Origin of the sequence: Mesorhizobium montanum, from assembly GCF_033977145.1 — a bacterium.
Lineage (GTDB): Bacteria > Pseudomonadota > Alphaproteobacteria > Rhizobiales > Rhizobiaceae > Mesorhizobium > Mesorhizobium montanum.
Genome location: NZ_JAVIJF010000006.1, coordinates 157,071 through 177,741 on the forward strand (window position 1 = coordinate 157,071; position 20,671 = coordinate 177,741).

Here is a 20,671-nt window from a genome sequence, read left to right on the forward strand (position 1 = left end):
TGCCTCTAATGCCTGACGGCGACCGCCATGCCGGAACTGGTCAACGCCGCGGCCTTGACGATACCGGCGGCGAGAGCGGCCCCCACCCCTTCGCCATGGCTGATCTCAAAATCGAGCAGCGGCCGCAGCCCGAGCTTTTCGGCCGCCTTGGCATGGCCAGGCTCGGACGACAGGCTGGCGAGCAGGCAATGATCGAGCGCGCCGGGACTGGCCGCATGGAGGGCAGCGGCTGCCGCGGTTGCCGCGAACCCGTCGAGCAGAACAGGGATCTTCTCCATGCGACCCGCAAGAATGGCGCCGCAGATCGCCGCGAACTCGCGCCCTCCGACCCGTCGCAGGGCCTCGAGCGGATCGCCGAGACCGGAGCCATGAAACGCCAGCGCCCGATCCACGACCTCGGCTTTGCGCGCGATCATCGCGGAGTCGGCGCCTGAGCCCGGACCCACCCAGTCGGCTCCCTTACCGCCGAACAGGGTGGCGCAAAGCGCGGCGGCGATCGTTGAATTGCCGACCCCGAGATCGCCCAGGCACAGAAGATCGGCGCCGCCGGCGACCGCCTCCATGCCGAAGGCCATGGTTGCCGCGCAGCCGCGCTCGTCGAGCGCGGCTTCCTCGGTGATGTCGCCGGTGGGAATGTCCAATGCGAGGTCGAAGACTTTCAGGCCGAGATCATTGGCTATGCAGACCTGGTTGATCGCGGCCCCGCCGGCGGCGCAGAGCTCGACTTCATTGGCGGTCGCGGCCACCGGCCGCGGCGAAATGCCATGCCTGACGGCGCCGTGATTGCCGGCGAAGATCGCCACCAGCGGCCGGTTGATCGCCGGTGGCGCGCGCCCGCTCCAGGCAGCAAGCCAGGCCGCAATGTCCTCGATGCGGCCGAGCGAGCTTTTTGGCTTTTCCGCTTTGGCAAAAAGCATGCGGACACGGGCGCCCGCCGCGTGATCGGCAGGCGGCAGCGCCGCCAGCAGGCTTCGGAAATCGTCGAAAGGCTTTGCGGTCATTTATGTCTGTCGCGGTTCGTTGCGGACGTCGCAAGCGGCATAGCCGCCTTCGCCGACCGGCACAACCGCCTGACGATGCCGCGAAAGCGTTGCCCTGCGGCGCATTGCGGAGGGCTTGCATTGATCTTGCCGTTGCACCATGTGGAATAAAGGCAAGAGAACAGCATGACCGCCATCGAATCCCCCTGCATCCTGGTCTGCTCGATCGATATGAAAACCGGCTTCTGCTTTGGTTGCGGGCGCACGCGCGACGAGATTTCCGGCTGGCTTACGATGACCCCCGAAACGCGCCGGGCGGTGATGGCCGAACTGCCGGCACGGCTCGAAACTGTCGAGCGGCGGCCGCGCCGCGAAACGCGGCGTACCCGCATGGCGCGCGAGCGCGGCGTTTTGTGAGAAAGAACCAATGAGCCGGCTGTTCTGGATCGTGATGGCGGTGATCGGCGTCGGGGTGGTGCTGCTCATGCTCAACAATTCGGCCGGCCACACCTTCGGCATGGCCAACAACGATTTCGGCCGGCTGATCTGGGTCGGCGTGCTGGTCATGGTGATCGGTGCGAGCCTGCTCCGCTCCGGCCGCCCGCTGGGCGATATGGCGCGCAATCTCGGCGTCTGGGCCGCATTCGTGCTCGTGCTGATCGCCGGCTACCAGTATCGTTACGAGCTGCAGGACGTCGCGAGCCGTGTGACCGCCGGCCTCGTTCCGGGCAGCCCGCTGGCGCTTGGCGTCGAGAATGGCCGCGCCACCGTAACGCTCGACAAAGCCGACAACGGCCATTTCGAGGCACGCATCCTGGTTAACGGCACGCCGGTGCGGACGGTGGTCGACACCGGCGCGACCAGCACCGTCTTGACGGCGGAAGACGCCCAGGCGGCCGGCTTCAACCCGGCGGCGCTCAGCTATACCGTGGATGTCTCCACCGCCAACGGCATGGCACGCGCGGCCAACGTCAGGACCGACGAGGTGGCGATCGGCGGCATCGTGCGCAAGGACATGCCGGTGATGGTCGCCGCACCCGGCATGCTCGAGCAAAGCCTGCTCGGCATGAACTTTATCAGCTCATTGTCGGGCTTCGACGTGCGCGGCGACCGCATGATACTGCGCGATTAGATCAAGCCGCTTCGGCCGCCGCCTTGCCGAGGCTGACTGCTTTATGGCCGTGGCTCAAATACGTCGTTCTTTGCCGACCATTCCTGAGGCCAACTACACGAATTCGTGAACCGCGGCGACCTGAACCGCCGTAACCTTCGCAGGCGCGCCGCGAACCTCCAGAAGAACCTACCGCTTGCAGCGTCGCTGGGGGAGAAGGTTCGTCCAACAACGCCCATGGAGGATAAGCATGTCAAACCGTCTGATTTCCGCCGTCGTCGCCAGTGCCTTTGCCGGAGCCATTGGCGCCGCCGCCATCGGCTCCGCATCCGCCGCGATGAGCGAAGCAGAAATGATGAAGATGCAGAAGATGACCAAGAAGGAGGTCGCTTCCGGCAAGATGGAGAAGTGTTTCGGCGTGGCGCTGAAGGGCCACAACGACTGCTATGCGGGCGCTGGAACCACCTGCGCGGGCACGGCCGCCAAGGACTATCAGGGCAATGCCTTCAAGCTGGTGGCAAAAGGGACCTGCACCGCCATGAGCACCCCCAAAGGCCACGGCTCGCTGAAGCCGATCACCTGATTTCCCGGGAACCTCGGCGGGTGGCTTTGCCATCCGCCATATCCACAGCCTTCCGGGAGCTCGATCATGACTGTTCCTCTACGCGCCGGCGTGGGACTTAAGCCGCAGCACTATCGCGAAATCCTGGAAACCGCGCCGAACATAGGATTTTTCGAGATCCACGCCGAAAACTATATGGGTGCCGGCGGGCCGCCGCACCGCTACCTTGCTGCTATCCGCGCGCTCTATCCCCTATCGTTGCACGGCGTCGGCCTGTCGATCGGTGCGGCCAGGCCCCTTGACCAAGACCATTTGAGGCGCCTGAAGGAGCTCATCGCCCGTTACCAACCAGGCCTTTTCTCAGAGCACCTCGCATGGTCGAGCCACGGCGAAGCGTTCCTCAATGATCTCCTGCCGACGCCCTACACGACTGAAACGCTCCAGCGCATCGCCTCACATATCGATGAGGTGCAGGAAACACTCGGTCGCCAGATGCTGCTGGAAAATCCGTCCACCTACGTCGCCTTTGCCGAAAGCACCTATGCCGAGCCCGATTTCATCACCGAGGTGCAACGACGCACCGGCTGTGGACTGCTGCTGGATGTCAGCAACGTCCATGTCGCTTCGACCAATCAGCAGTGGGATCCTTTCGCCTATATCGACGCCTACCCGCTCGGCGCCGTACAGGAAATACACCTTGCCGGCTTCACTCCCGAAACCGACGAGAAACACAGGCCGCTGCTGATCGATACGCACAACCGGCCGGTCGATCCGTTGGTTTGGCAACTCTACGCTCACGCGATCGACAAAATCGGTCCCACGCCGACGCTGATCGAATGGGACGCTGATTTGCCGGCATGGAGCGAGCTGCTGGCCGAGGCCATGCGGGCCGAAGCATATATGACGTCTCACGCGCCTGGGCAGGAGATGCGCCTTGCAAGGATTGGCTGAACGGCAACAGGATTTCGCGCTGGCCCTGCTTGATGCTACCCGCGCCATGCCGCGAGGCCTCTTGGGACCCGACGGCTTGCCAAGTCGGCGTCGCTTTGCGGTCTATCGCAACAATGTCGTGGCCGGCCTGATCGAGACACTGAAGGAAAATTATCCAGCGGTTCATCGCATCGTCGGAGATGCATTCTTCCGTGCCATGGCGGGGCACTTTGTACTCGCCCATCCGCCGCGGTCTCCAATCATGCTGAGCTATGGCGAAGGCTTCCCTCAATTCATCGACGGGTTCGAGCCGGCGACGGCGCTCCCCTACCTCGCCGACGTGGCGGGAATCGAGCGCGCCTGGAATGAGGCCTATCACGCGGCCGATGCGGAGCCGCTTTCCGCCAACGACCTCCTGGCCATCGATCAGGACGACCTGGCCCGGGCCCGGCTGACGCTCCATCCTTCGCTCCGCGTGAGGCAATCGCGGTTTCCCGCTCTCACCATCTGGCGCATGAACATTGCAGGCGGCGAGCCCGCAGCTGTCGATCTCGAAGCTGGCGGGCAAGATGCTCTCGCCATCCGCCCGAGCGCGGAAGTCGTTGTGCATCAACTGCCGGCCGGAGCCGCGGCTTTCGTCAGGGCCCTCGGCGCTGGCAAGTCAACGGTAGCCGCGACAATCGCCGCACTCGAAGCCACGCCCTATTTCGATATCAGGACGATGCTGGCCGGGCTGATTGAAGCCGGCGCTTTCGTCGGTTGGAGCCTCGAACGGGAAGCCGGAGGTGAGCCATGACGATCTCAACTCCGGAACTCGTCCGTACACTGACAAGATGGCTTTCCTCGGTTGCCATGGCTGTGGCGCCCCTGTTTCTGCGAGCAGCGCTCGCGGTGCCGTTTTTCCGCTCCGGCCTCACCCGCTGGGACGGCTTCCTTCAGCTCTCGGACAGCACCGTCTATCTGTTCGAAGAGGAGTTCAAATTGCACATCTTCGGCGCCGAGTATGGTTTGCCCATGCCGGATGCCGCGGCCTATCTGGTCGCGACCGCCGAACTCGTTTTGCCGGTGCTGCTGGTCCTGGGCCTTGCCACCCGCTTTGCCGCGCTGGCTATGCTCGTCATGACCGGTGTTATCCAGCTTGTGGTGCCCGATGGCTGGGCCAACTTCCACCTGCCCTGGGCCTCGATGGCGATCTCCATCATCGCCCTTGGTGCAGGGCCGGTCTCCGTTGATCGCCTGGTCGCGCAACGATTTGCCTCGGAGGCATCTCGGCAATGACAACACCTCCCGTGCTGAAGCTTGTGAGAGGAGGGTCTGATCCTCCGCCGCGGGTGCGGGAGCTCGACTGGTCGATCCTGATGGCCAGGGCTCAGGACGGCGACGCCGATGCCTACCGGCGGCTCCTCGAGGGCATTGCACCCTACCTTCGCTCTCTCGCGGCGCGTTGTCACCGCAATCCCAGCGATGTCGAGGATGCGGTGCAGGAGATACTGCTCAGCCTGCATACCGTACGCCGGACCTACGATCCGGCGCGGCCGTTTGGTCCCTGGCTCACCGCCATTGCCCGGCGCAGGCTGATCGACCGCCTGCGCCGCCAGGGCCGCCGGGCCTTCGAAACGGAATTTGAACCTGTGCACGAAACCTTTGCCGATCCGCTAGCGAACCTTGAGGGCATGACGAATATCCAGGAGATCGTGGCGGCCCTCGACCGCCTTCCTGCCGGACAGCGCGAAGCCGTCCGGCTTACCAAGATCGAAGGGCTGTCGCTGAAGGAAGCCTCGGCGCAGAGCGGTACGAGCGTGGCGGCGCTTAAAATCGCTACTCACCGCGCCATCCAGCGTCTGCGGCGATTCCTCCATGGCGGGAGTGAAACATGATCCCCACGGATGATCTCATTGCTGCGCTCGCGGCCAATCTGAGACCGGTCAGGCGGCTCCGCCCGCCGTTGCTGCGCGCCACCGGTTTCCTGCTTCTGGCCGCATTGATCCTGACCATGATCGCCGTTGCCCATGGCTGGCGGCCAGGGCTTCTTGTTCGCCTGGCCGATATCCGCTTCGCGTTGAGCCTCACGGGGGCTGTCCTCACCGGCATCCTTGCCGCGGTCGCGGCATTCTTCATCAGCCTCCCCGGCCGTTCACGTCATTGGCTGTGGCTGCCGCTTCCGCCGCTTGCCTTGTGGCTTTTCTCGATCGGATATCAGTGCCTGCGCTTCTGGACCCCGATGGTTCCAGATAGCGCCGCTCCCGGCGAGACGGCTTCTTGTATCGCCACCTTGGTGCTGACCAGCCTGCCCTTGTCGCTCGCCCTGAGCCTCATGCTTCGCCATGCCGCCAGCTTCAACCCGGCGCCGGTGATCTTCGCGGCAAGTCTTTCCGTCGCCGGGATCACGGCAGCGGCGCTGACCCTGTTTCATCCAATCGACGCCAGCATCGAGATTCTGATGTTCAATCTTGGCACCGGATTGCTGATCATGTTGTCGGGCTGCGCCATCAACCTGTTCGTCTCAAATCGCGCGGAGATACCGGAATGATCGCACCATCGCCGGTCAACGGCCAAACGACATCGCGGACTGGCCTGTCGCTCGCTCTTGGCGGGCTCGCGGCAGGTCTCCTTGCCTCTGCCTGCTGCATCCTTCCCCTTGCCTTCGCTGTCGCCGGGATCAGTGGCGCCTGGATCTCGCATCTCACCGCGCTGGCGCCCTATCAGCCGTACTTCCTCACGCTCGCAGCCATCTCCATAGCTCTCGGATACTGGCGCTACCGCCGCAGTGAGGCAGCAGCCTGCCTTCCAGGCTCCCTCTGCGCCAACCCCGTGTATCGCAGCTCAACCCGATGGATCCTGCTGGCCGCGAGCCTGATTGTGGCGTCGGCGGCCGCTGTCGATGTCTTCGGACGGTTCAATTTGTAGGAGGTCCCCATGCGTATCGCGATTGCAGTCTTTGTCCCTCTCCTGGCAACCGCGCCCGCCGTCGCGGGACAGCACACCGCCACGTTCTCGGTGCCCGACATGATATGTCCGCTTTGCCCGGCCACCGTTACGACCGCAATCAAGCACCTCGACGGCATCGTCTCCGTTTCAACCGACGTCAATGCCAAGACTGCGACGGTTGTCTTCGACGACAGCAAGACGAGCCCGGCGGCGATCGCCGATGCTTCCACAAACGCTGGCTATGCGGCAGCCTTGGTGAACGAGCAATGATCGAACTCGAAAGCACCATCACCTGTCCCGCCTGCGGCCACAGCAGAACCGAGACAATGCCCACCGATGCCTGCCGGTATTTTTACGAATGCGAAGGCTGCGGCACACTCCTCAAGCCGCTACAGGGAGATTGCTGCGTATTCTGCTCTTACGGTGACCATCCCTGTCCGCCGAGACAGAAGGAGCTGCAGTCCGGTCCCGCAGGCCGGCATCGTTGCTGCTGAGTTCGATGACATCGATACGGGCAGGATGGCCTGCGAGACTTGCGTCGCAGCCTGTTAGGCGGCTTCAGCCGCGGCCTTGCTGAGATCGACCGCCGCGAACGCCGCCTTCATCACCCCAGGCCCGGCTCCGGGTTTGTTGGCGTCGGTGGAGAGGATCTGCCGGAAGCGGCGCGCGCCGGGCAACCCGTGGAACAACCCTACCATATGGCGGGTAATGTGCCCGAGCCGCCCGCCCCGCTCGATATGACGCGCGGCATAGCCGGCCATGGCGTCGATCAGCGCCGCGTAGTCGAAGGCTGCTGCCGGCGCGCCATAGAAGGCGGCATCGATGCCGGCCAGGATGCCGGGTGTATGATAAGCCGCGCGGCCGAGCATCGCGCCGTCGACATGCCTCAGATGCGTAGACGCCTCGCCGAGCGATTGAATGCCGCCGTTGATGCCGATGAATTCGTTCGGCCTTCTGGCCTTCAGCCGGTAGACGCGCGGATAGTCGAGCGGCGGGATATCGCGATTCTCCTTGGGGCTCAGCCCCTCCAGCCAGGCCTTGCGGGCATGCACCCAGAGCGCGTCGGCGCCCGCGGCGAACACGCTGTCGGCGAGCGTGTCGAGTGCAGGCTCCGGGTCCTGGTCGTCGACGCCGATGCGGCATTTGACCGTGACGGGGATTTTCACCGAAGCCTTCATCGCCGCGACGCTTTCCGCCACCAGCTTCGGCGTCTTCATCAGGCAGGCGCCGAACGTGCCCGACTGGACGCGGTCGGACGGGCAGCCGACATTGAGGTTGATCTCGTCATAGCCGAAGGCCTCGCCGATCCGCGCTGCTTCCGCGAGCTTCGCGGGATCCGATCCGCCAAGCTGCAGCGCCACCGGATGCTCGACATCGTCGAAACCGAGCAGCCGTTCGCGCGCGCCGTGGATCACGGCGTCCGCCACAACCATCTCGGTGTAGAGCAGCGCGCGGCGCGTCAACTGGCGGTGGAAGAACCGGCAGTGCCGATCCGTCCAATCCATCATAGGTGCTATGGCGATCATCGTCTTCATGGGCCCATTTCATCTTTGCCGCAGGTGTCACAGTCAAATCCTTTGGCGCGGTCTATCGTATTTTCATTTGATTTCAAAGAGTTATAGAGAGAGTTATAGAGGGAGGGACAAAAGTCCCGCGCTTCAAGGGACCTTTTTCTGATTCACACTTTTTGTTAAAACGCAACAGTCCGATTTGAAGTTTCCACAAATAAGCGTAAAGTTTTCGTGCTCATGTTTCTGAGCGGGAGGCGTGCAGGCAGTCATGCCTGTTGGAGAGGGGCGGGGTTTGAGTATGCCCTCATTATCGAACCTTGGCGCCCGCCATGGGCGGGTCGCCGATGCGCATAGGACGCATCCGCCCAGCAATGCCTAACGGGGCATGGACGGAGGCGTAGCGGCGGCTCCTCCCACACCCTCTACCCCCTGAGCCAATCCACCACCCCAGTTTTCTTTAACGTCAAAGCACGCTGGCCTTCGATCTGGCTGGCAGCGGGAGGATATTATGGCGATTACCATCAACGGCAATCTGATCATCGATGAAGCTGCAAGCGTTCAGACCAGCGCGAGCGACACTGAACCTACGGGCGTGGGACCTGACAACGAAGTTGCGTGGCAGACCCTGCTTGCTAACATGAGCTCGGCACTCAAGGCCGAGCTCTCTGCGCTCACCCTTCTGCCTAACGACGGCGAAACTGCGAGCGACACGAGCGCGACATTTCCGCAAGCGGCAGTGCGGACGATTGGCAGCACCAGCAACGATTTCATCCAGATCGGCACCACCGTAACGGACCTGCAGTTCTCGGACAAAGACGGGAATACAATTGCCGCCGGCACGCCGACCGAGATTTACGCCACCCATAACGGCGCGCGGATCTTCCTCTACACCGATGCCAGCAACAACATCGTGTATGGGCGCGAGGGCAAGTCCAACGGCACAACGTGGGACGCGGATCCTTCGGGCAAGGTGGCCTTCGCGATCGTGATGGACGAGACCGTCACCGGGACCAACGTGACGGGCGGCAGCGTCTGGACCATCCAGTACGAGGCACTGAAGCAGCCAAATACCAGCGGAATCGACGACGACGACACGAGTAGCCTTGCCGGCCTCGTGGATGTCAAGGCCACCTTCACCACAACGACGGAAGTCGGCTTCAAAAATTTCGGATCGGTGCCCTCCGGGCAGGATGCCTGGGCGGCGATCGAGCAGAGTGCGACCGCCGGGACGGACACCAACGATCCCGATATCATCGTCAGCGGCTTGCTGCCGGGCTCAACAGTCAATGTCTCTTCAACCGGCTTGGGCAGCAATTCGCAGGCGGTCGATCCCGGCGAGGGACTGCGGGTCGACCTGGTCGACCACGTGAACTATCCGCACTTCCCGCTGACCAGTACGGACGTGCATGATCCAGCGGCGCTCAGCTACAGTGACGGCTCGGATCCTGGCATTGAGAAGCACGTTACCTCGGTCGTTAAGGCGAGCTTTTCGCTGGTCCAGGTGAACCCGGGCAACGCGAATACCACAGCAAGCATAAAGCTGTGGGCCCTCGACGATCTGGCGGACGCTCAAGGCACAGCCTTTTTCTCGACTGCGAGCCTCGGATCCGACGGTTTGGGCGGCAACCAGACCAAGCAGCAAATCACCTCGATCAAGGTGTATTCGGACCTGACCAAAACGACCCTGGTCCAGACCATAGACAGCCCCGCTCAGCAGGCTGACGGGTCCTACCTCATCTCTGGCCTGAAGGTGAATTACACCGTCGAATTCACGGTTGCGGAAGGCAGTCACATGGACCGCTTCGTGGTCCAGAACAATCAACCGCTGAAAGGGTCCGGCTCCAACGTCAGCTTCGATCTTGGCAATTTCCTCTTCTCCGTCGCGAACTCGACAAGCGGGACCGAGCATACCGCCATCGGCGGCAACCTGTTGTTCGAGGACGACGGGCCGACGGTGACCTCGACGGGAAATTCGCAGACCGTCACGGATGACGAGAGCTTCCTCGCCATAGACAATCATGCCAATTTCGCGGGCCTGTTCTCGGTCAACTACGGGGCCGACGGGGCGGGCAGCTCGCCCAATCCAACCTATGGGCTCTCGACCGCTGGAGGCACTTCGAACCTGGTCGATACCGCCACCGGCACGACGGTGGTCATGCTCCAGAACGGTGCCAACGTAGTCGGGGTCGCGGGAACGACGCTCTCCGATCCCATCGTGTTCGTCATCAGCGTCGATTCCTTGACTGGGGAGGTAACGCTCGACCAGCAGCGGGCGGTGGTACACGCAAACGCCAACGACCCCAACGACTCGGTGACACTGACGGGCATCAATCTCGTCAAGCTGACGGCAACCGCCACGGACGGCGATGGCGATGCCGCCGCGAAGACGGCGGACATCACATCGAGCTTCAAATTCCTCGACGACGGCCCGGCGATCACGGTCAACGACTCCTCCGGCACCTACAGCGCGGGCGCCCAGGGCACCTGGACCGAGGCTCCCGGCGCCGATGGGTTCAAGTCACTGAGCCTTGCACTGAACAGCTTCGAGATCGACACGCATGGTACTGTGACGGCCACGCCTTCCAACAGCTCGTTGACCAGGACGGACAACTTCCACTACAGCGGGTCGATCACGGCCGACTTTACTGACGACGGCGTCGCCAACAATCAGACGGTGCAGTTTACACTGACCTTCGACCCGAACGCTGGTCCTTCCCCAAGCTATGACTTCGAACTGACGACTCCCCCCGGGGGGATAACGAAGATTTCGAGCGCGGACGGATCCCTCGGTGCGGGCGGGCCGGATCCGGTGCAGACGCTGACGATCGGAACCAAGAAAATTGTGTTCTCGGCCGTCAACGCCACTGCGGCGGTAGGTGATATCGAAGGCAATCTCGACAAGACCGAAGCCCAAATCCAGACCAATCCTCTGCCGTCCTATATCAGCTCGGCGGCGATGAACGTCAGCACCTCGGGCATCGGGCTGGCCAACAACAACTTCGACGGCAACGCCCTTGACGGCGTCGACGGCCAGACGACACAGGGAGGTGCCTTCGACGAGAGCTTCGTCGTTGACCCGACGGCTTTCCTCGTCAGCAGCATGAAGATCTTCATCGACAATTCGGTCGGCGGCTACGACCCCTCGACCGAGGGCATCTTCTACAGGACCTACACCCGCAACGCCGACAACACGGTCACCGCGGGCGCGATCACCAAGGTGGCGGACACGGATCTCACTTCAGAAGCAGGCGGGCAAAAGAGCTTCGTCATCCCCTCCGTCGACGGAAAAAACGACCTCGACGCGGTCCAGCTCTTCATGGGTTCGGGCACAGTGAAGATCCCGGTGATCGAGTTCAATATTTCCACGACGTTCAACCCGGAGCCGCTCAACGTGAAGTTCACGGCAACCATCGCCGATGGCGATAACGACACCAAGCAGGACCCGTTCTCGATCCAGGTCGCGAGTGCCTAACGCCCATGCAGCAGCGGCCGGGCCGAAAGCCCGGCCGCCTTTTTGGAGTAGGTAAATGGACGCGGTACCGGAAACCTTTGTCGACGCGTTTGGCGAGATCTCGCTCAAGCACGGCATGATCCGCATCGAGCTGGTGTCGCTGTCGGGCTCCGAGCCGCGTGTGACGCAGCGGCTGATCACCAGCCTGCAGGCCTTCTCTCAAATGCTGCAGGCGCAGAACGGCATGCGCGAACAGCTCGAGAAGGCGGGCGTGATCCGCTCGCAGCAGCCGTCGCCGGGAGCCGAGCCGGGCTCCCAGCCCACGTCTCCTCCGCCAGCCGGGGAGGAAACGGCAGAAGCTGGCGGAACGGTGGTGCGGCTGATGCCGCAACAGGCATGGCCTGCGGCGGCAACGCCCGTGGAGGCAACGGCGCTGCGGCTGCCGAAATCGCCGAATTTCAGCGACGAGCAATAGCCGAAATGCGTCAGTGCCTCATACCGAACAGAGCCCCTCTCCCTACGTGGCGCAACGGAAGCGGGAGCACGCCAAGGCCCGTTAGCGTCACGGCGCCCGTCCACGCGCCGATCAGCCTGCACGCCGCGGAGCGAAAGCCATGAACGATCGCTGGTTGTCCGATGCGCTCGCCACTCTCGTCGCCGCCGGGCACGGGCCGGTCGAGTGGCTCCACAGGCTGGGCCCCCCGGTTCAGTTCCTGCTGTGTACGGTGTTCGTATGGTTCGTCCTGACCTGGATGACCCGAACGCACTCCTCCACCCTCCGCGCCGCCAAGGGTGACACTGCGAGTTATCTTCGCGGCACCGTGGAAGGATCTCCAGTCGAAACAGCACTGCAGTGTCTTGTCGCCATCGGGCGGCACTACGGCATCGATCTTTCCCCCGAGCGCATCAAGCACGACTTTGCGCTGAGGCCCGAGGACGACATCACCCGGCTGCTGCCGAAGATCGCCCGCAGCAGCGGCATGCGCTGCCGAAAATTGAAGGTCGGCTGGAAGGACCTGCAACGCCTCGGCGACGCCTATCCGGTGATCGCCCGGCTGACAAACGGCAACAGCGTCATCCTGCTCGGGTTCAACGAGAACAAGGTCGGGGTCCTCGACCCCCTCGCCGACCGCCTAGCGGTATTGCCCCTCGACCAGGCGACGTTCTGCAGGAAGTGGACCGGGGAGCTCCTGCTGCTGCGCCGCACATTCGGGCTGACGGATGAGAGCCGGCCCTTCGGCTTTACCTGGTTCCTCCCGGAAGTCGTCCGCAACGGGGCGATGTTCCGCGACATCGCGGTGGCCGCGGTCGTGCTGCAGGTGCTGGCGCTTGCCCTGCCGATCTTCATCCAGATCACGGTCGACAAGGTGCTCGTGCACCAGGCCTATACGACGCTCGCTGTGCTCGCCATCGGGGTCAGCGCCGCGGTCCTGTTCGACGCGATCTTCAACTATCTGCGGCGCATCCTGCTGGTCTACGTCTCGGCCCGGATCGATGTGCGCACCTCGATCCGCACCTTCGCGCGTCTGCTGTCATTGCCGATCGATTTCTTCGAGCGCGCCTCGGCCGGCGTCATCACCAAGCACATGCAGCAGGTCGAGAAGATCCGGGAGTTTCTGACCGGCCGCCTCTTCCTGACGTTGCTCGACGCCACCTCGCTGCTGGTCATCGTGCCGCTGCTGTTCCTCTACAGCGGCCGCCTCGCCATAATGGTGCTCGGTTTTTCCGCCCTCACCGCTTGTGTGATCGGCGGGCTGATCCCGCTCTACCGCCGCAAGTTGCGCGTCCTTTACGAGGCCGAAGGGCAGCGTCAGGCCTATCTCGTCGAGACCATCCACGGCATGGAAACGGTCAAGGGGTTGGCGACCGAGCCCTTGCGCCAGCGCGACTGGGACGCGCTCTGCGCCCAGGCCGCCGAGTCGCGGTTCGATGTCGGGCGGATTTCGACCTCGGCGCAGGCGGTGATCGGGCTCCTCGAAAAGCTGCTGACGGTCGCTGTCGTCGGCTTCGGCGCCCTGCTGGTGTTCGACAACCAGATGACGGTGGGCGCGCTGATCGCGTTCAACATGCTGTCGGGCCGGGTCACCACGCCGCTCTCACAGATCGTCGGTCTGGTGCAAGGCTACCAGGAGGCCGGGCTCTCGGTGCGAATGCTCGGCAACATCATGAACCGCAGTCCGGAGCGGCCACCGAATGTGCGCGGCCTGCGCCCGCCAATCGCGGGCACTGTCGAGTTCGAGCATGTGATCTTCCGCTACAGCGAAAGCGCTCCGCCGGCCCTGAACGACGTGTCGCTGACCATCCCGGTCGGTTCGGTTTTCGGCATCGTCGGGCGCAGCGGCTCGGGCAAGTCGACATTGACGCGGCTGATGCGCGGCACGTACCCGATCCAGCACGGCTCGGTGCGGATCGACGGTCATGAAATTCGCGAGCTCGACCTTCCGCATCTGCGCAGCAACGTCGGCGTCGTGATGCAGCAGTGCTTTCTGTTCCGCGGCACCGTGCGCGAGAACATCGGGGCGACCAAGCCAGATGCGACCCTGGAGGAGATCGTCCACGCCGCGACGATGGCGGGCGCCGACGAGTTCATCAAGATTCTGCCGCAGGGCTACGACACCCTGCTCGAGGAGGGCGGCACCAATTTGTCGGGCGGCCAGCAGCAGCGCCTGTCGATCGCCCGTGCCTTGCTGCGCCAACCGCGCATCCTCATCCTGGATGAGGCAACCTCCGCGCTTGATCCCGAGAGCGAGGCAATCGTCCAGGCAAACCTTGCCCGCATTGCCGAGGGGCGGACCGTGGTCATGGTTTCGCACCGTCTGTCCTCGCTCGTCGCAGCGGACGCCATTGTCGTGCTCGATCGCGGCCGGATCGTCGATCACGGGAAACATGGCGAACTTCTGTCCCGCTGCATGACTTACCGACAGCTATGGAACCAGCAGAACAGGCATCTTACCCGATGAGCACGCTCCTTCCAGCGGTGAGAGACTTTCAAAGCGACGCCCGCAAGATCGACGAGCGGCGCCCGCCCTGGGTCGTGGGAGCCACGCTGTACGTACTTGTCGCGGTCATCATGGTCGCAGGCATCTGGGCGTCGGTGGCCAAGGTCGACCAGATCGTGGTCGCGCGAGGCAAGCTGGTGACGACGGCCTCGACGATTGTCGTGCAGCCGCTCGAGTTATCGACCGTGCGCAGCATCGACGCCAAGGTGGGCGACATCGTGCGGAAAGGCGACGCATTGGCGACCCTCGACGCGACTTTCAGTGAAGCCGATGCCGACCAATTGCGGGGAAAGGTCGCGAGCCTCGCCGCGCAAATCGGGCGGCTCGAGTCCGAGCTCGACGACCGGCCATACAAGCCCCAAAACCTGGATGACGAAGCGCGCCTGCAGACGACGATATGGATCCGGAGGATCGAGGAGAACAAGGCGAAGCTGGCTTCTTACGATCGGCAGATCGGTAATGTTCAAGCCCAGATGGCGACCAAGAGCGCCGATCGCGAGGCATTGGAGCTCCGCCTTGGCGTGGCAAAGGATCTCGAGACGATGCGGGACGTTCTGGTGAAGAGGGAGGTCGGCTCGAAGGTCGACTATCTCTCTGCCAAAGGTCAGCGGCTGCTGGTCGAGCAGGAATTTCTGCTTGCGGGCAATAGCATGGCTGAGCTCGAGCAGAATGTGGAGCGCTTGAAGGCCGAGGAAGCGGCTTACCTCGCAGAGTTCCGCCAGAAGACCGCTGAGGACCTGGTCCAAGCGCGCCGCGATCACGATGCCGCGGCCAGAGAACTCGACAAGGCGGCGCGGCGGAAGGCTGTCACGGTGCTAACCGCACCCGCCGACGCGATCGTGCTCGAAGTGGCGCAGCGCTCTGTTGGCTCGGTCTTGAAAGAAGCAGAGCCGCTCTACACGCTCGTTCCTCTGGGCTCTCCGTTGGAGGCAGAAGTCTCTGTCGAGGGGCTCGATGTCGGCCATGTCGAGCCCGGCAGTGAAGTTCGCCTGAAGCTCGAGGCGTGGCCCTTCCAGAAGCACGGTACCCTGTCCGGTAAGGTTCGAACCGTCTCGGACGACACCTTCACGCCGGATCCGAAGAATGCTGGGCAGCAGCGTCCTTACTACAAGGCACGGGTGGAGTTGACCGCGACCGACCTGCGTGATGTGCCGAGCAGTTTTCGCTTGATCCCCGGCATGGCGGTATCGGCGGAGATCAAGGCCGGCAACCGCACGATCTTGTCATATTTCCTCTATCCGCTCCTGCGTGGTCTCGACGAAAGCGTCCGCGAACCGTGAGTCACGAAGCCAACGCGAACCGACGTCCGCCGGAGCGAGCAGTCGCTGATAATGGGTTCACCAGCACACGCACTTGGCGCCTCGTTCGTGACGCTGTTGACCTCCGGCTGACAGGCCGGCACTTCAACTCGCCATTGCTCCTGCTCAGGGACGCGGAGTTCTCTTGCACGGAACTGTCTTATGAGAATGGGTCTGGCCCGAGTTCCTCTTGCTCAAACAGGGAAGCTGCTGCCCGCGGGCTGCAGCCAAGTTCCCTGGTGAATCGGTCCGTGAGATAGCGCGCACCTGTAACGTCAGCCCGAGCAACGATCAGCCGTCTCTGAGACTCTGCGTCATGATCCTGACCGGAGAACACACTTTGCTCGACTATATGCTGGCCCCGGTGCAAGCCTCCCTTACGCGCTCTTTCAGGGAAAACTGAAGCAGCACAGCCGCCGACGTTGGCCGCAGGCGCCAACGTCTCGCCATAGTGTGTGTTGCCAGCAGCCGGGCGCTGCCGGGGATCGGGCTGTCTCAGCGCCTCAAGGCGTGGACGTTGTCCATCGACGTGCCACCCAGCGGCAACGCCATGTCGTCGTCGAGCAGGCGGGTGATGCGGGCAAAGCCGACAAAGGCCTTTCTCGCTTCCTCGGCCGACATCTTGCCCGACATAGCCGCCGCACAGCAATTAAGGGCGCATTGATAAACCGGGCCGCGCCTTCCCGTCGGCCACTTCCGCAGGAACACCATCGCCTCGGAGACGCTATCGACTTCCTCCACAGGGTGTCCCTGCCCACGCGCAATTCGCACTGGGGTAAAGAAATGCAAGCGATCCATCGTTTCCTCCCGGTTCGACCGCATTACAGCCGAACAAGCATAAACGCATATACTGTGGATTAGTTCCAAACAATTTTGATTGCCACTTGAAAAGTTTGGAAGCGCCGATTTGCGGCAAAAACGCCGCGCCGACTCAAAGCGACGATGGATCAGTGTCAGCGATAAGCGCGATTCTCATTGAATGTCTTTAAGGCGAAAGCCCGCAAATGGATTGCTTGCCGGTTCCCCTGGGTCAGGCTTAACCTTTGCGGGTAAACGCGTGAGGGCGCGTTTTGCAAAAAAGGGGAACACTTTGCAATGACCATTCAAGGCGCATCGCCCGACCTCTATAATGAGGATCTGGCTCCGGCAACGGTCAGGAACTGGGGACCGTTTTCGATCTTCAACGTCTGGACTTCGGACGTCCACAGCCTCTGGGGCTACTATCTGGCGGCCAGCCTGTTTCTGTTCTGCGGCGGCTTCGTCAACTTCGTCATCGCTATCGGCATCGGCTCGCTGATCATCTACGCGCTGATGAACATGGTCGGCTATGCCGGCGTGAAGACCGGCGTGCCCTACCCCGTGCTCGCCCGCGCGTCGTTCGGCATCTGGGGCGCCAATGTCCCGGCGCTGGTGCGCGCGATCGTCGCCTGCTTCTGGTATGGCGCCCAGACGGCCGCGGCATCGGGCGCAATCGTTGCGCTGCTGACGCGCCTGCAATGGTTCGATGAGTTCAACAAGAGCTCGCATCTTCTGGGACATTCGACCCTGGAGGTGATCTGCTTCGTCATCATCTGGGCGCTGCAGCTGCTGATCATCCAGAAGGGCATGGAAACGGTGCGCCGCTTCCAGGATTGGGCCGGCCCGGCGGTGTGGGTGATGATGCTGATCCTGGCGATCTATCTCTGCGTCAAGTCGGGCAGCTTCGCCTTCACGAGCGACATTCCGATGGACGTGCTGCTCGACAAGACCAAGGATGCCGGCGTTCCGGGCGAACCTGGTTCCTGGACCGCGCTGTTCGCGGTGGCGGCGATCTGGGTGACCTATTTCTCCGCGCTCTACCTCAACTTCTGCGATTTCGCCCGCTATGCGCCGGACGCTGCGGCGCTGCGCAAGGGCAATATCTGGGGCCTGCCGGTCAACCTCATCCTGTTCTCGCTCGTCGCCGGCGTCACCACGATTGCCGCCTACGACGTCTATCATGAGGTGCTGCTCCATCCCGACCAGATCTCGGCCAAATTCGATAGCTGGTTCCTCGCAGCCCTTGCGGCGCTTACCTTCGCGGTGGCGACGCTCGGCATCAACGTCGTGGCGAATTTCGTCTCGCCGGCCTTCGACTTCTCCAACGTCTTCCCGCGCCGGATCGACTTCAAGAAGGGCGGCTACATCGCGGCATTGATCGCGCTGGTGCTCTATCCCTTCGCGCCGTGGGAAGGCAGTGCTGCTTCCTTCGTCAACATCATCGGCGCAACCATGGGGCCGATCTTCGGCGTGATGATGGTCGACTACTACCTGATCCGCAAAAGCGAGGTCGATGTCGAAGCCCTTTACCGCGAGGACGGCGAATTCCACTTCCAGAGCGGCTGGCACGTCAACGCCTTCATCGCCGCCGGCATCGGGGCGATCTTCTCCTCGATCCTGCCCAACTTCACCAACTGGCTGCCATCCTGGTGGGGCGTCTATGGCTGGTTCTTCGGCGTGGCGATCGCGGGCGCCGTCTACTACGTCTTGCGCACCATGGCGCTGGGCGCGGGCGCCAAGGTGGCGAAGGCTTGAAATAAGGCAGTAGGCGGCAGGGATTAGGCAATAGAGAATGCCACCTACTGCCTACTGCCTACTGCCTACTGCCTACTGCCTACTGCCTACTGCCTACTGCCTACTGCCTACTGCCTACTGCCTACTGCCTACTGCCTACCATCTCTGCCAGCCGGCGCACCGTGTTCCAGTTGCGCGACGTACCGATGCCCAGGCGCTTGCGATTGGCGGCGGCAACCAGCCGCGAGCTCGGCCGCTCGCGCGAGAAGACAAGCCAGATATCGCCGTCGATCCAAAGTACTTTCTCGTCGTCAGCAGCATAGGCCTGGAGCGCTTCAACAGCATCCGCGGGCAGCGGCTCGCGCATCACGCGCACCGCAACCCGATCGGCCATGTCAGCGGATTCGCCCGGAAACGGATTGCCGGCTGCAAGCTTCAGCCAGTCCTCGGCGCCGCGCACGATGATGTCGACATGGCGGCCGAAGGTCTTCTCGAAGGCCTTTTCCAGCCGCTGCTCGAGCTTTGAAACTTCACCAGCCCGTGCCACGAACACCAGATTGCCGGTCGCAACCAGCGTGCGGACATTCTTCAGCCCGAGACCTTCCGCCATGGCCTTGAGATCGGCCATGACCACGCGCCGCCCTTCGCCCAAAATTATGCTGTAGAGCAGCGCGACGTAGGTTTGCATGACCCGGTCCGACCGCCGGCTAGACCAGCCTGCTCTGATCCACCGCAGCCGAGATAAAGCTCGCGAACAGCGGATGCGGGTCGAGCGGCCGGCTCTTCAGCTCCGGGTGATATTGCACGCCGATGAACCATGGGTGGTCAGGATATTCGACCGTCTCCGGCAGCACGCCGTCGGGCGACATGCCGGCAAAGACCAGGCCGCAATCCTCGAGCCGCTGCTTGTAGTCGATGTTGACTTCGTAGCGGTGCCGATGGCGCTCGGAAATCTGCGTGTCGCCATAGATATCCGCGATCTTCGAGCCTTTGGCCAGTTCTGCCTGGTAGGCGCCGAGCCGCATCGTGCCGCCGAGGTCGCCGGTGGCCCTGCGCTTCTCCAGCATGTTGCCCTTCAGCCATTCGGTCATCAGGCCGACGACCGGCTCATTGGTCGGGCCGAACTCGGTCGACGATGCATGATCGATACCGGCAAGCGATCGCGCCGCCTCGATGCAGGCCATCTGCATGCCGAAGCAGATGCCGAAGTAAGGCACCTTGCGCTCGCGCGCGAACTTTGCCGCCAGGACCTTGCCTTCCGATCCGCGCTCGCCAAAACCGCCGGGAACGAGGATGCCGTGCACTTTTTCCAGCCAGGGCGTCGGATCTTCCTTCTCGAAAATCTCGCTCTCGATCCAGTCGAGCTTGACCTTGACGCGGTTGGCGAGGCCGCCATGCGAGAGCGCTTCGATGAGCGATTTATAGGCATCCTTGAGGCCGGTGTACTTGCCGACGACGGCGATGGTCACCTCGCCTTCCGGATTGTGGATGCGGTTGGACACCGCCTGCCAGGGCTCCATGCGCGGCTTCGGCGCCGGGTCGATGCCGAAGGCGGCCAGCACTTCCGAATCGAGCCCTTCCTTGTGGTAGGCCATCGGCACGTCATAGATATGCGGAACGTCGAGCGCCTGGATGACGGCGCTTTCGCGCACGTTGCAGAACAGCGACAGCTTCCGGCGTTCTTCCTTCGGGATCGGCCGGTCGGCGCGCACCAGCAGGATATCGGGCGCGATGCCGATGCCGCGCAATTCCTTGACCGAATGCTGCGTCGGCTTGGTCTTCAGTTCGCCGGCCGTCGGGATGTAAGGCATCAGCGTCAGATGCACGTAGACTGCGTTGTTGCGCGGCAGGTCGTTGCCGAGCTGGCGAATCGCCTCCAGGAACGGCATCGCCTCGATATCGCCGACCGTGCCGCCGATTTCGCACAGCACGAAGTCGTAGTCGTCATTGCCGTCCAGCACGAAATGCTTGATCTCGTCGGTGACGTGCGGGATCACCTGCACGGTGGCGCCGAGATAGTCGCCGCGCCGCTCGCGCTCGATGATGTTCTTGTAGATGCGGCCGGTGGTGATGTTGTCCTGCTGATTCGCCGAGCGCCCGGTAAAGCGCTCATAATGGCCGAGATCGAGATCGGTCTCGGCGCCGTCATCGGTGACGAACACTTCGCCGTGCTGATATGGCGACATCGTTCCGGGATCTACATTGAGATAAGGATCGAGCTTTTTGATCCGCGCGCGATAGCCTCGCGCCTGCAGAAGAGCCCCAAGAGCTGCTGCGGCGATGCCTTTTCCGAGTGAGGAAACCACGCCGCCTGTGATGAATACATATCGCGCCATGGGAGTCATCGCTTAACGCGGCCTGATTGATTC

At 62.8% G+C, this 20,671-nt stretch carries 21 protein-coding genes; 16 read left to right on the top strand and 5 right to left on the bottom strand.

Features of this window, described 5'->3' with window-relative positions; all coding sequences use genetic code 11:
* Window positions 1-5: 5 nt before the first annotated feature.
* Window positions 6-1,001 carry a nicotinate-nucleotide--dimethylbenzimidazole phosphoribosyltransferase gene (locus RFM68_RS10130; RefSeq protein ID WP_320232595.1) on the bottom strand — a complete coding sequence of 332 codons (996 nt, stop codon included), beginning with the start codon at window positions 999-1,001 and terminating at the stop codon, window positions 6-8.
* Window positions 1,002-1,166: 165 nt separating this feature from the next.
* On the opposite strand from RFM68_RS10130, the gene RFM68_RS10135 reads away from it, so the two are divergent.
* The 11 genes from RFM68_RS10135 (at window position 1,167) to RFM68_RS10185 (ending at window position 7,005) form a co-directional block, all read left to right on the top strand.
* Entirely contained in the window at window positions 1,167-1,397 is a 231-nt protein-coding gene (locus tag RFM68_RS10135; protein WP_095818013.1) for a DUF1289 domain-containing protein, read from the top strand.
* Window positions 1,398-1,407: 10 nt separating this feature from the next.
* Window positions 1,408-2,112 carry a TIGR02281 family clan AA aspartic protease gene (locus RFM68_RS10140; protein WP_320232596.1) on the top strand — a complete coding sequence of 235 codons (705 nt, stop codon included), beginning with the start codon at window positions 1,408-1,410 and terminating at the stop codon, window positions 2,110-2,112.
* 229 nt (window positions 2,113-2,341) lie between these two features.
* Window positions 2,342-2,674 (top strand): BufA1 family periplasmic bufferin-type metallophore, encoded by a 333-nt coding sequence (locus RFM68_RS10145; RefSeq protein WP_320232597.1) that lies wholly within the window; start codon window positions 2,342-2,344, stop codon window positions 2,672-2,674.
* A 66-nt stretch (window positions 2,675-2,740) separates the two neighbouring features.
* Entirely contained in the window at window positions 2,741-3,604 is an 864-nt protein-coding gene (bufB, locus tag RFM68_RS10150) for an MNIO family bufferin maturase (protein WP_320232598.1), read from the top strand.
* Window positions 3,597-4,379, top strand: coding sequence for an HvfC/BufC N-terminal domain-containing protein (locus RFM68_RS10155; RefSeq protein WP_320232811.1), 783 nt, complete (start codon window positions 3,597-3,599; stop codon window positions 4,377-4,379). Before bufB ends, RFM68_RS10155 begins: the two co-directional genes overlap by 8 nt.
* A 56-nt stretch (window positions 4,380-4,435) precedes the next feature.
* Window positions 4,436-4,861, top strand: coding sequence for a DoxX family protein (locus tag RFM68_RS10160; RefSeq protein ID WP_320232599.1), 426 nt, complete (start codon window positions 4,436-4,438; stop codon window positions 4,859-4,861).
* Window positions 4,858-5,460 carry a sigma-70 family RNA polymerase sigma factor gene (locus RFM68_RS10165; RefSeq protein ID WP_320232600.1) on the top strand — a complete coding sequence of 201 codons (603 nt, stop codon included), beginning with the start codon at window positions 4,858-4,860 and terminating at the stop codon, window positions 5,458-5,460. Before RFM68_RS10160 ends, RFM68_RS10165 begins: the two co-directional genes overlap by 4 nt.
* Window positions 5,457-6,113: an NrsF family protein gene (locus RFM68_RS10170; RefSeq protein WP_320232601.1), complete on the top strand. Its 657-nt coding sequence runs from the start codon at window positions 5,457-5,459 to the stop codon at window positions 6,111-6,113. Before RFM68_RS10165 ends, RFM68_RS10170 begins: the two co-directional genes overlap by 4 nt.
* Complete coding sequence (locus RFM68_RS10175; RefSeq protein WP_320232602.1) at window positions 6,110-6,490, top strand: mercuric transporter MerT family protein; 381 nt, start codon at window positions 6,110-6,112, stop codon at window positions 6,488-6,490. The genes RFM68_RS10170 and RFM68_RS10175 overlap by 4 nt, the downstream gene beginning before the upstream one ends.
* A gap of 9 nt (window positions 6,491-6,499) precedes the next feature.
* Window positions 6,500-6,781, top strand: a complete 282-nt coding sequence (locus RFM68_RS10180) for a heavy-metal-associated domain-containing protein (protein ID WP_320232603.1) — start codon at window positions 6,500-6,502, stop codon at window positions 6,779-6,781.
* Window positions 6,778-7,005 carry a GDCCVxC domain-containing (seleno)protein gene (locus RFM68_RS10185; RefSeq protein WP_347343991.1) on the top strand — a complete coding sequence of 76 codons (228 nt, stop codon included), beginning with the start codon at window positions 6,778-6,780 and terminating at the stop codon, window positions 7,003-7,005. The genes RFM68_RS10180 and RFM68_RS10185 overlap by 4 nt, the downstream gene beginning before the upstream one ends.
* Before the next feature lie 54 nt (window positions 7,006-7,059).
* Here the strand turns inward: RFM68_RS10185 and dusA are convergent, their stop codons facing one another.
* Window positions 7,060-8,046, bottom strand: a complete 987-nt coding sequence (gene dusA / locus RFM68_RS10190; protein ID WP_320232604.1) for a tRNA dihydrouridine(20/20a) synthase DusA — start codon at window positions 8,044-8,046, stop codon at window positions 7,060-7,062.
* 484 nt (window positions 8,047-8,530) lie between these two features.
* On the opposite strand from dusA, the gene RFM68_RS10195 reads away from it, so the two are divergent.
* The 4 genes from RFM68_RS10195 to RFM68_RS10210 all read left to right on the top strand — a co-directional run bounded on the left by RFM68_RS10195 (window position 8,531) and on the right by RFM68_RS10210 (window position 15,752).
* The gene (locus RFM68_RS10195; RefSeq protein ID WP_320232605.1) at window positions 8,531-11,494 is read left to right on the top strand and encodes a DUF5801 repeats-in-toxin domain-containing protein; all 2,964 of its coding nucleotides are present in this window, start codon (window positions 8,531-8,533) and stop codon (window positions 11,492-11,494) included.
* Window positions 11,495-11,549: 55 nt separating this feature from the next.
* Window positions 11,550-11,948: a hypothetical protein gene (locus RFM68_RS10200; protein ID WP_320232606.1), complete on the top strand. Its 399-nt coding sequence runs from the start codon at window positions 11,550-11,552 to the stop codon at window positions 11,946-11,948.
* Window positions 11,949-12,087: 139 nt separating this feature from the next.
* Window positions 12,088-14,433, top strand: a complete 2,346-nt coding sequence (locus RFM68_RS10205) for a peptidase domain-containing ABC transporter (RefSeq protein ID WP_320232607.1) — start codon at window positions 12,088-12,090, stop codon at window positions 14,431-14,433.
* Window positions 14,430-15,752 carry an HlyD family type I secretion periplasmic adaptor subunit gene (locus RFM68_RS10210; protein WP_320232608.1) on the top strand — a complete coding sequence of 441 codons (1,323 nt, stop codon included), beginning with the start codon at window positions 14,430-14,432 and terminating at the stop codon, window positions 15,750-15,752. Before RFM68_RS10205 ends, RFM68_RS10210 begins: the two co-directional genes overlap by 4 nt.
* A gap of 513 nt (window positions 15,753-16,265) precedes the next feature.
* Here RFM68_RS10210 and RFM68_RS10215 read toward each other — a convergent pair.
* Window positions 16,266-16,568 (bottom strand): DUF982 domain-containing protein, encoded by a 303-nt coding sequence (locus RFM68_RS10215; RefSeq protein WP_320232609.1) that lies wholly within the window; start codon window positions 16,566-16,568, stop codon window positions 16,266-16,268.
* Between the two features lie 297 nt (window positions 16,569-16,865).
* Between RFM68_RS10215 and RFM68_RS10220 the strand changes: the two genes are divergently transcribed.
* Window positions 16,866-18,323: an NCS1 family nucleobase:cation symporter-1 gene (locus tag RFM68_RS10220; RefSeq protein ID WP_320232610.1), complete on the top strand. Its 1,458-nt coding sequence runs from the start codon at window positions 16,866-16,868 to the stop codon at window positions 18,321-18,323.
* Between the two features lie 121 nt (window positions 18,324-18,444).
* Here the strand turns inward: RFM68_RS10220 and RFM68_RS10225 are convergent, their stop codons facing one another.
* Together RFM68_RS10225 and pyrG are read right to left on the bottom strand one after the other, a co-directional pair.
* On the bottom strand, window positions 18,445-18,990 hold the full coding sequence (locus RFM68_RS10225; RefSeq protein ID WP_320232611.1) for a DUF1697 domain-containing protein: 546 nt from the start codon (window positions 18,988-18,990) through the stop codon (window positions 18,445-18,447).
* Between the two features lie 19 nt (window positions 18,991-19,009).
* Window positions 19,010-20,647 (bottom strand): CTP synthase, encoded by a 1,638-nt coding sequence (pyrG, locus tag RFM68_RS10230; RefSeq protein ID WP_320232612.1) that lies wholly within the window; start codon window positions 20,645-20,647, stop codon window positions 19,010-19,012.
* Window positions 20,648-20,671: the final 24 nt, after the last annotated feature.

Coding starts and splice junctions, on each gene's coding strand:
- RFM68_RS10130 (WP_320232595.1), bottom strand. CDS start 1,001: ATGACCGCAAAGCCTTTCGACGATTTCCGAAGCCTGCTGGCGGCGCTG.
- RFM68_RS10135 (WP_095818013.1), top strand. CDS start 1,167: ATGACCGCCATCGAATCCCCCTGCATCCTGGTCTGCTCGATCGATATG.
- RFM68_RS10140 (WP_320232596.1), top strand. CDS start 1,408: ATGAGCCGGCTGTTCTGGATCGTGATGGCGGTGATCGGCGTCGGGGTG.
- RFM68_RS10145 (WP_320232597.1), top strand. CDS start 2,342: ATGTCAAACCGTCTGATTTCCGCCGTCGTCGCCAGTGCCTTTGCCGGA.
- bufB (WP_320232598.1), top strand. CDS start 2,741: ATGACTGTTCCTCTACGCGCCGGCGTGGGACTTAAGCCGCAGCACTAT.
- RFM68_RS10160 (WP_320232599.1), top strand. CDS start 4,436: ATGGCTGTGGCGCCCCTGTTTCTGCGAGCAGCGCTCGCGGTGCCGTTT.
- RFM68_RS10165 (WP_320232600.1), top strand. CDS start 4,858: ATGACAACACCTCCCGTGCTGAAGCTTGTGAGAGGAGGGTCTGATCCT.
- RFM68_RS10170 (WP_320232601.1), top strand. CDS start 5,457: ATGATCCCCACGGATGATCTCATTGCTGCGCTCGCGGCCAATCTGAGA.
- RFM68_RS10175 (WP_320232602.1), top strand. CDS start 6,110: ATGATCGCACCATCGCCGGTCAACGGCCAAACGACATCGCGGACTGGC.
- RFM68_RS10180 (WP_320232603.1), top strand. CDS start 6,500: ATGCGTATCGCGATTGCAGTCTTTGTCCCTCTCCTGGCAACCGCGCCC.
- RFM68_RS10185 (WP_347343991.1), top strand. CDS start 6,778: ATGATCGAACTCGAAAGCACCATCACCTGTCCCGCCTGCGGCCACAGC.
- dusA (WP_320232604.1), bottom strand. CDS start 8,046: ATGAAGACGATGATCGCCATAGCACCTATGATGGATTGGACGGATCGG.
- RFM68_RS10195 (WP_320232605.1), top strand. CDS start 8,531: ATGGCGATTACCATCAACGGCAATCTGATCATCGATGAAGCTGCAAGC.
- RFM68_RS10200 (WP_320232606.1), top strand. CDS start 11,550: ATGGACGCGGTACCGGAAACCTTTGTCGACGCGTTTGGCGAGATCTCG.
- RFM68_RS10205 (WP_320232607.1), top strand. CDS start 12,088: ATGAACGATCGCTGGTTGTCCGATGCGCTCGCCACTCTCGTCGCCGCC.
- RFM68_RS10210 (WP_320232608.1), top strand. CDS start 14,430: ATGAGCACGCTCCTTCCAGCGGTGAGAGACTTTCAAAGCGACGCCCGC.
- RFM68_RS10215 (WP_320232609.1), bottom strand. CDS start 16,568: ATGGATCGCTTGCATTTCTTTACCCCAGTGCGAATTGCGCGTGGGCAG.
- RFM68_RS10220 (WP_320232610.1), top strand. CDS start 16,866: ATGACCATTCAAGGCGCATCGCCCGACCTCTATAATGAGGATCTGGCT.
- RFM68_RS10225 (WP_320232611.1), bottom strand. CDS start 18,990: ATGCAAACCTACGTCGCGCTGCTCTACAGCATAATTTTGGGCGAAGGG.
- pyrG (WP_320232612.1), bottom strand. CDS start 20,647: ATGACTCCCATGGCGCGATATGTATTCATCACAGGCGGCGTGGTTTCC.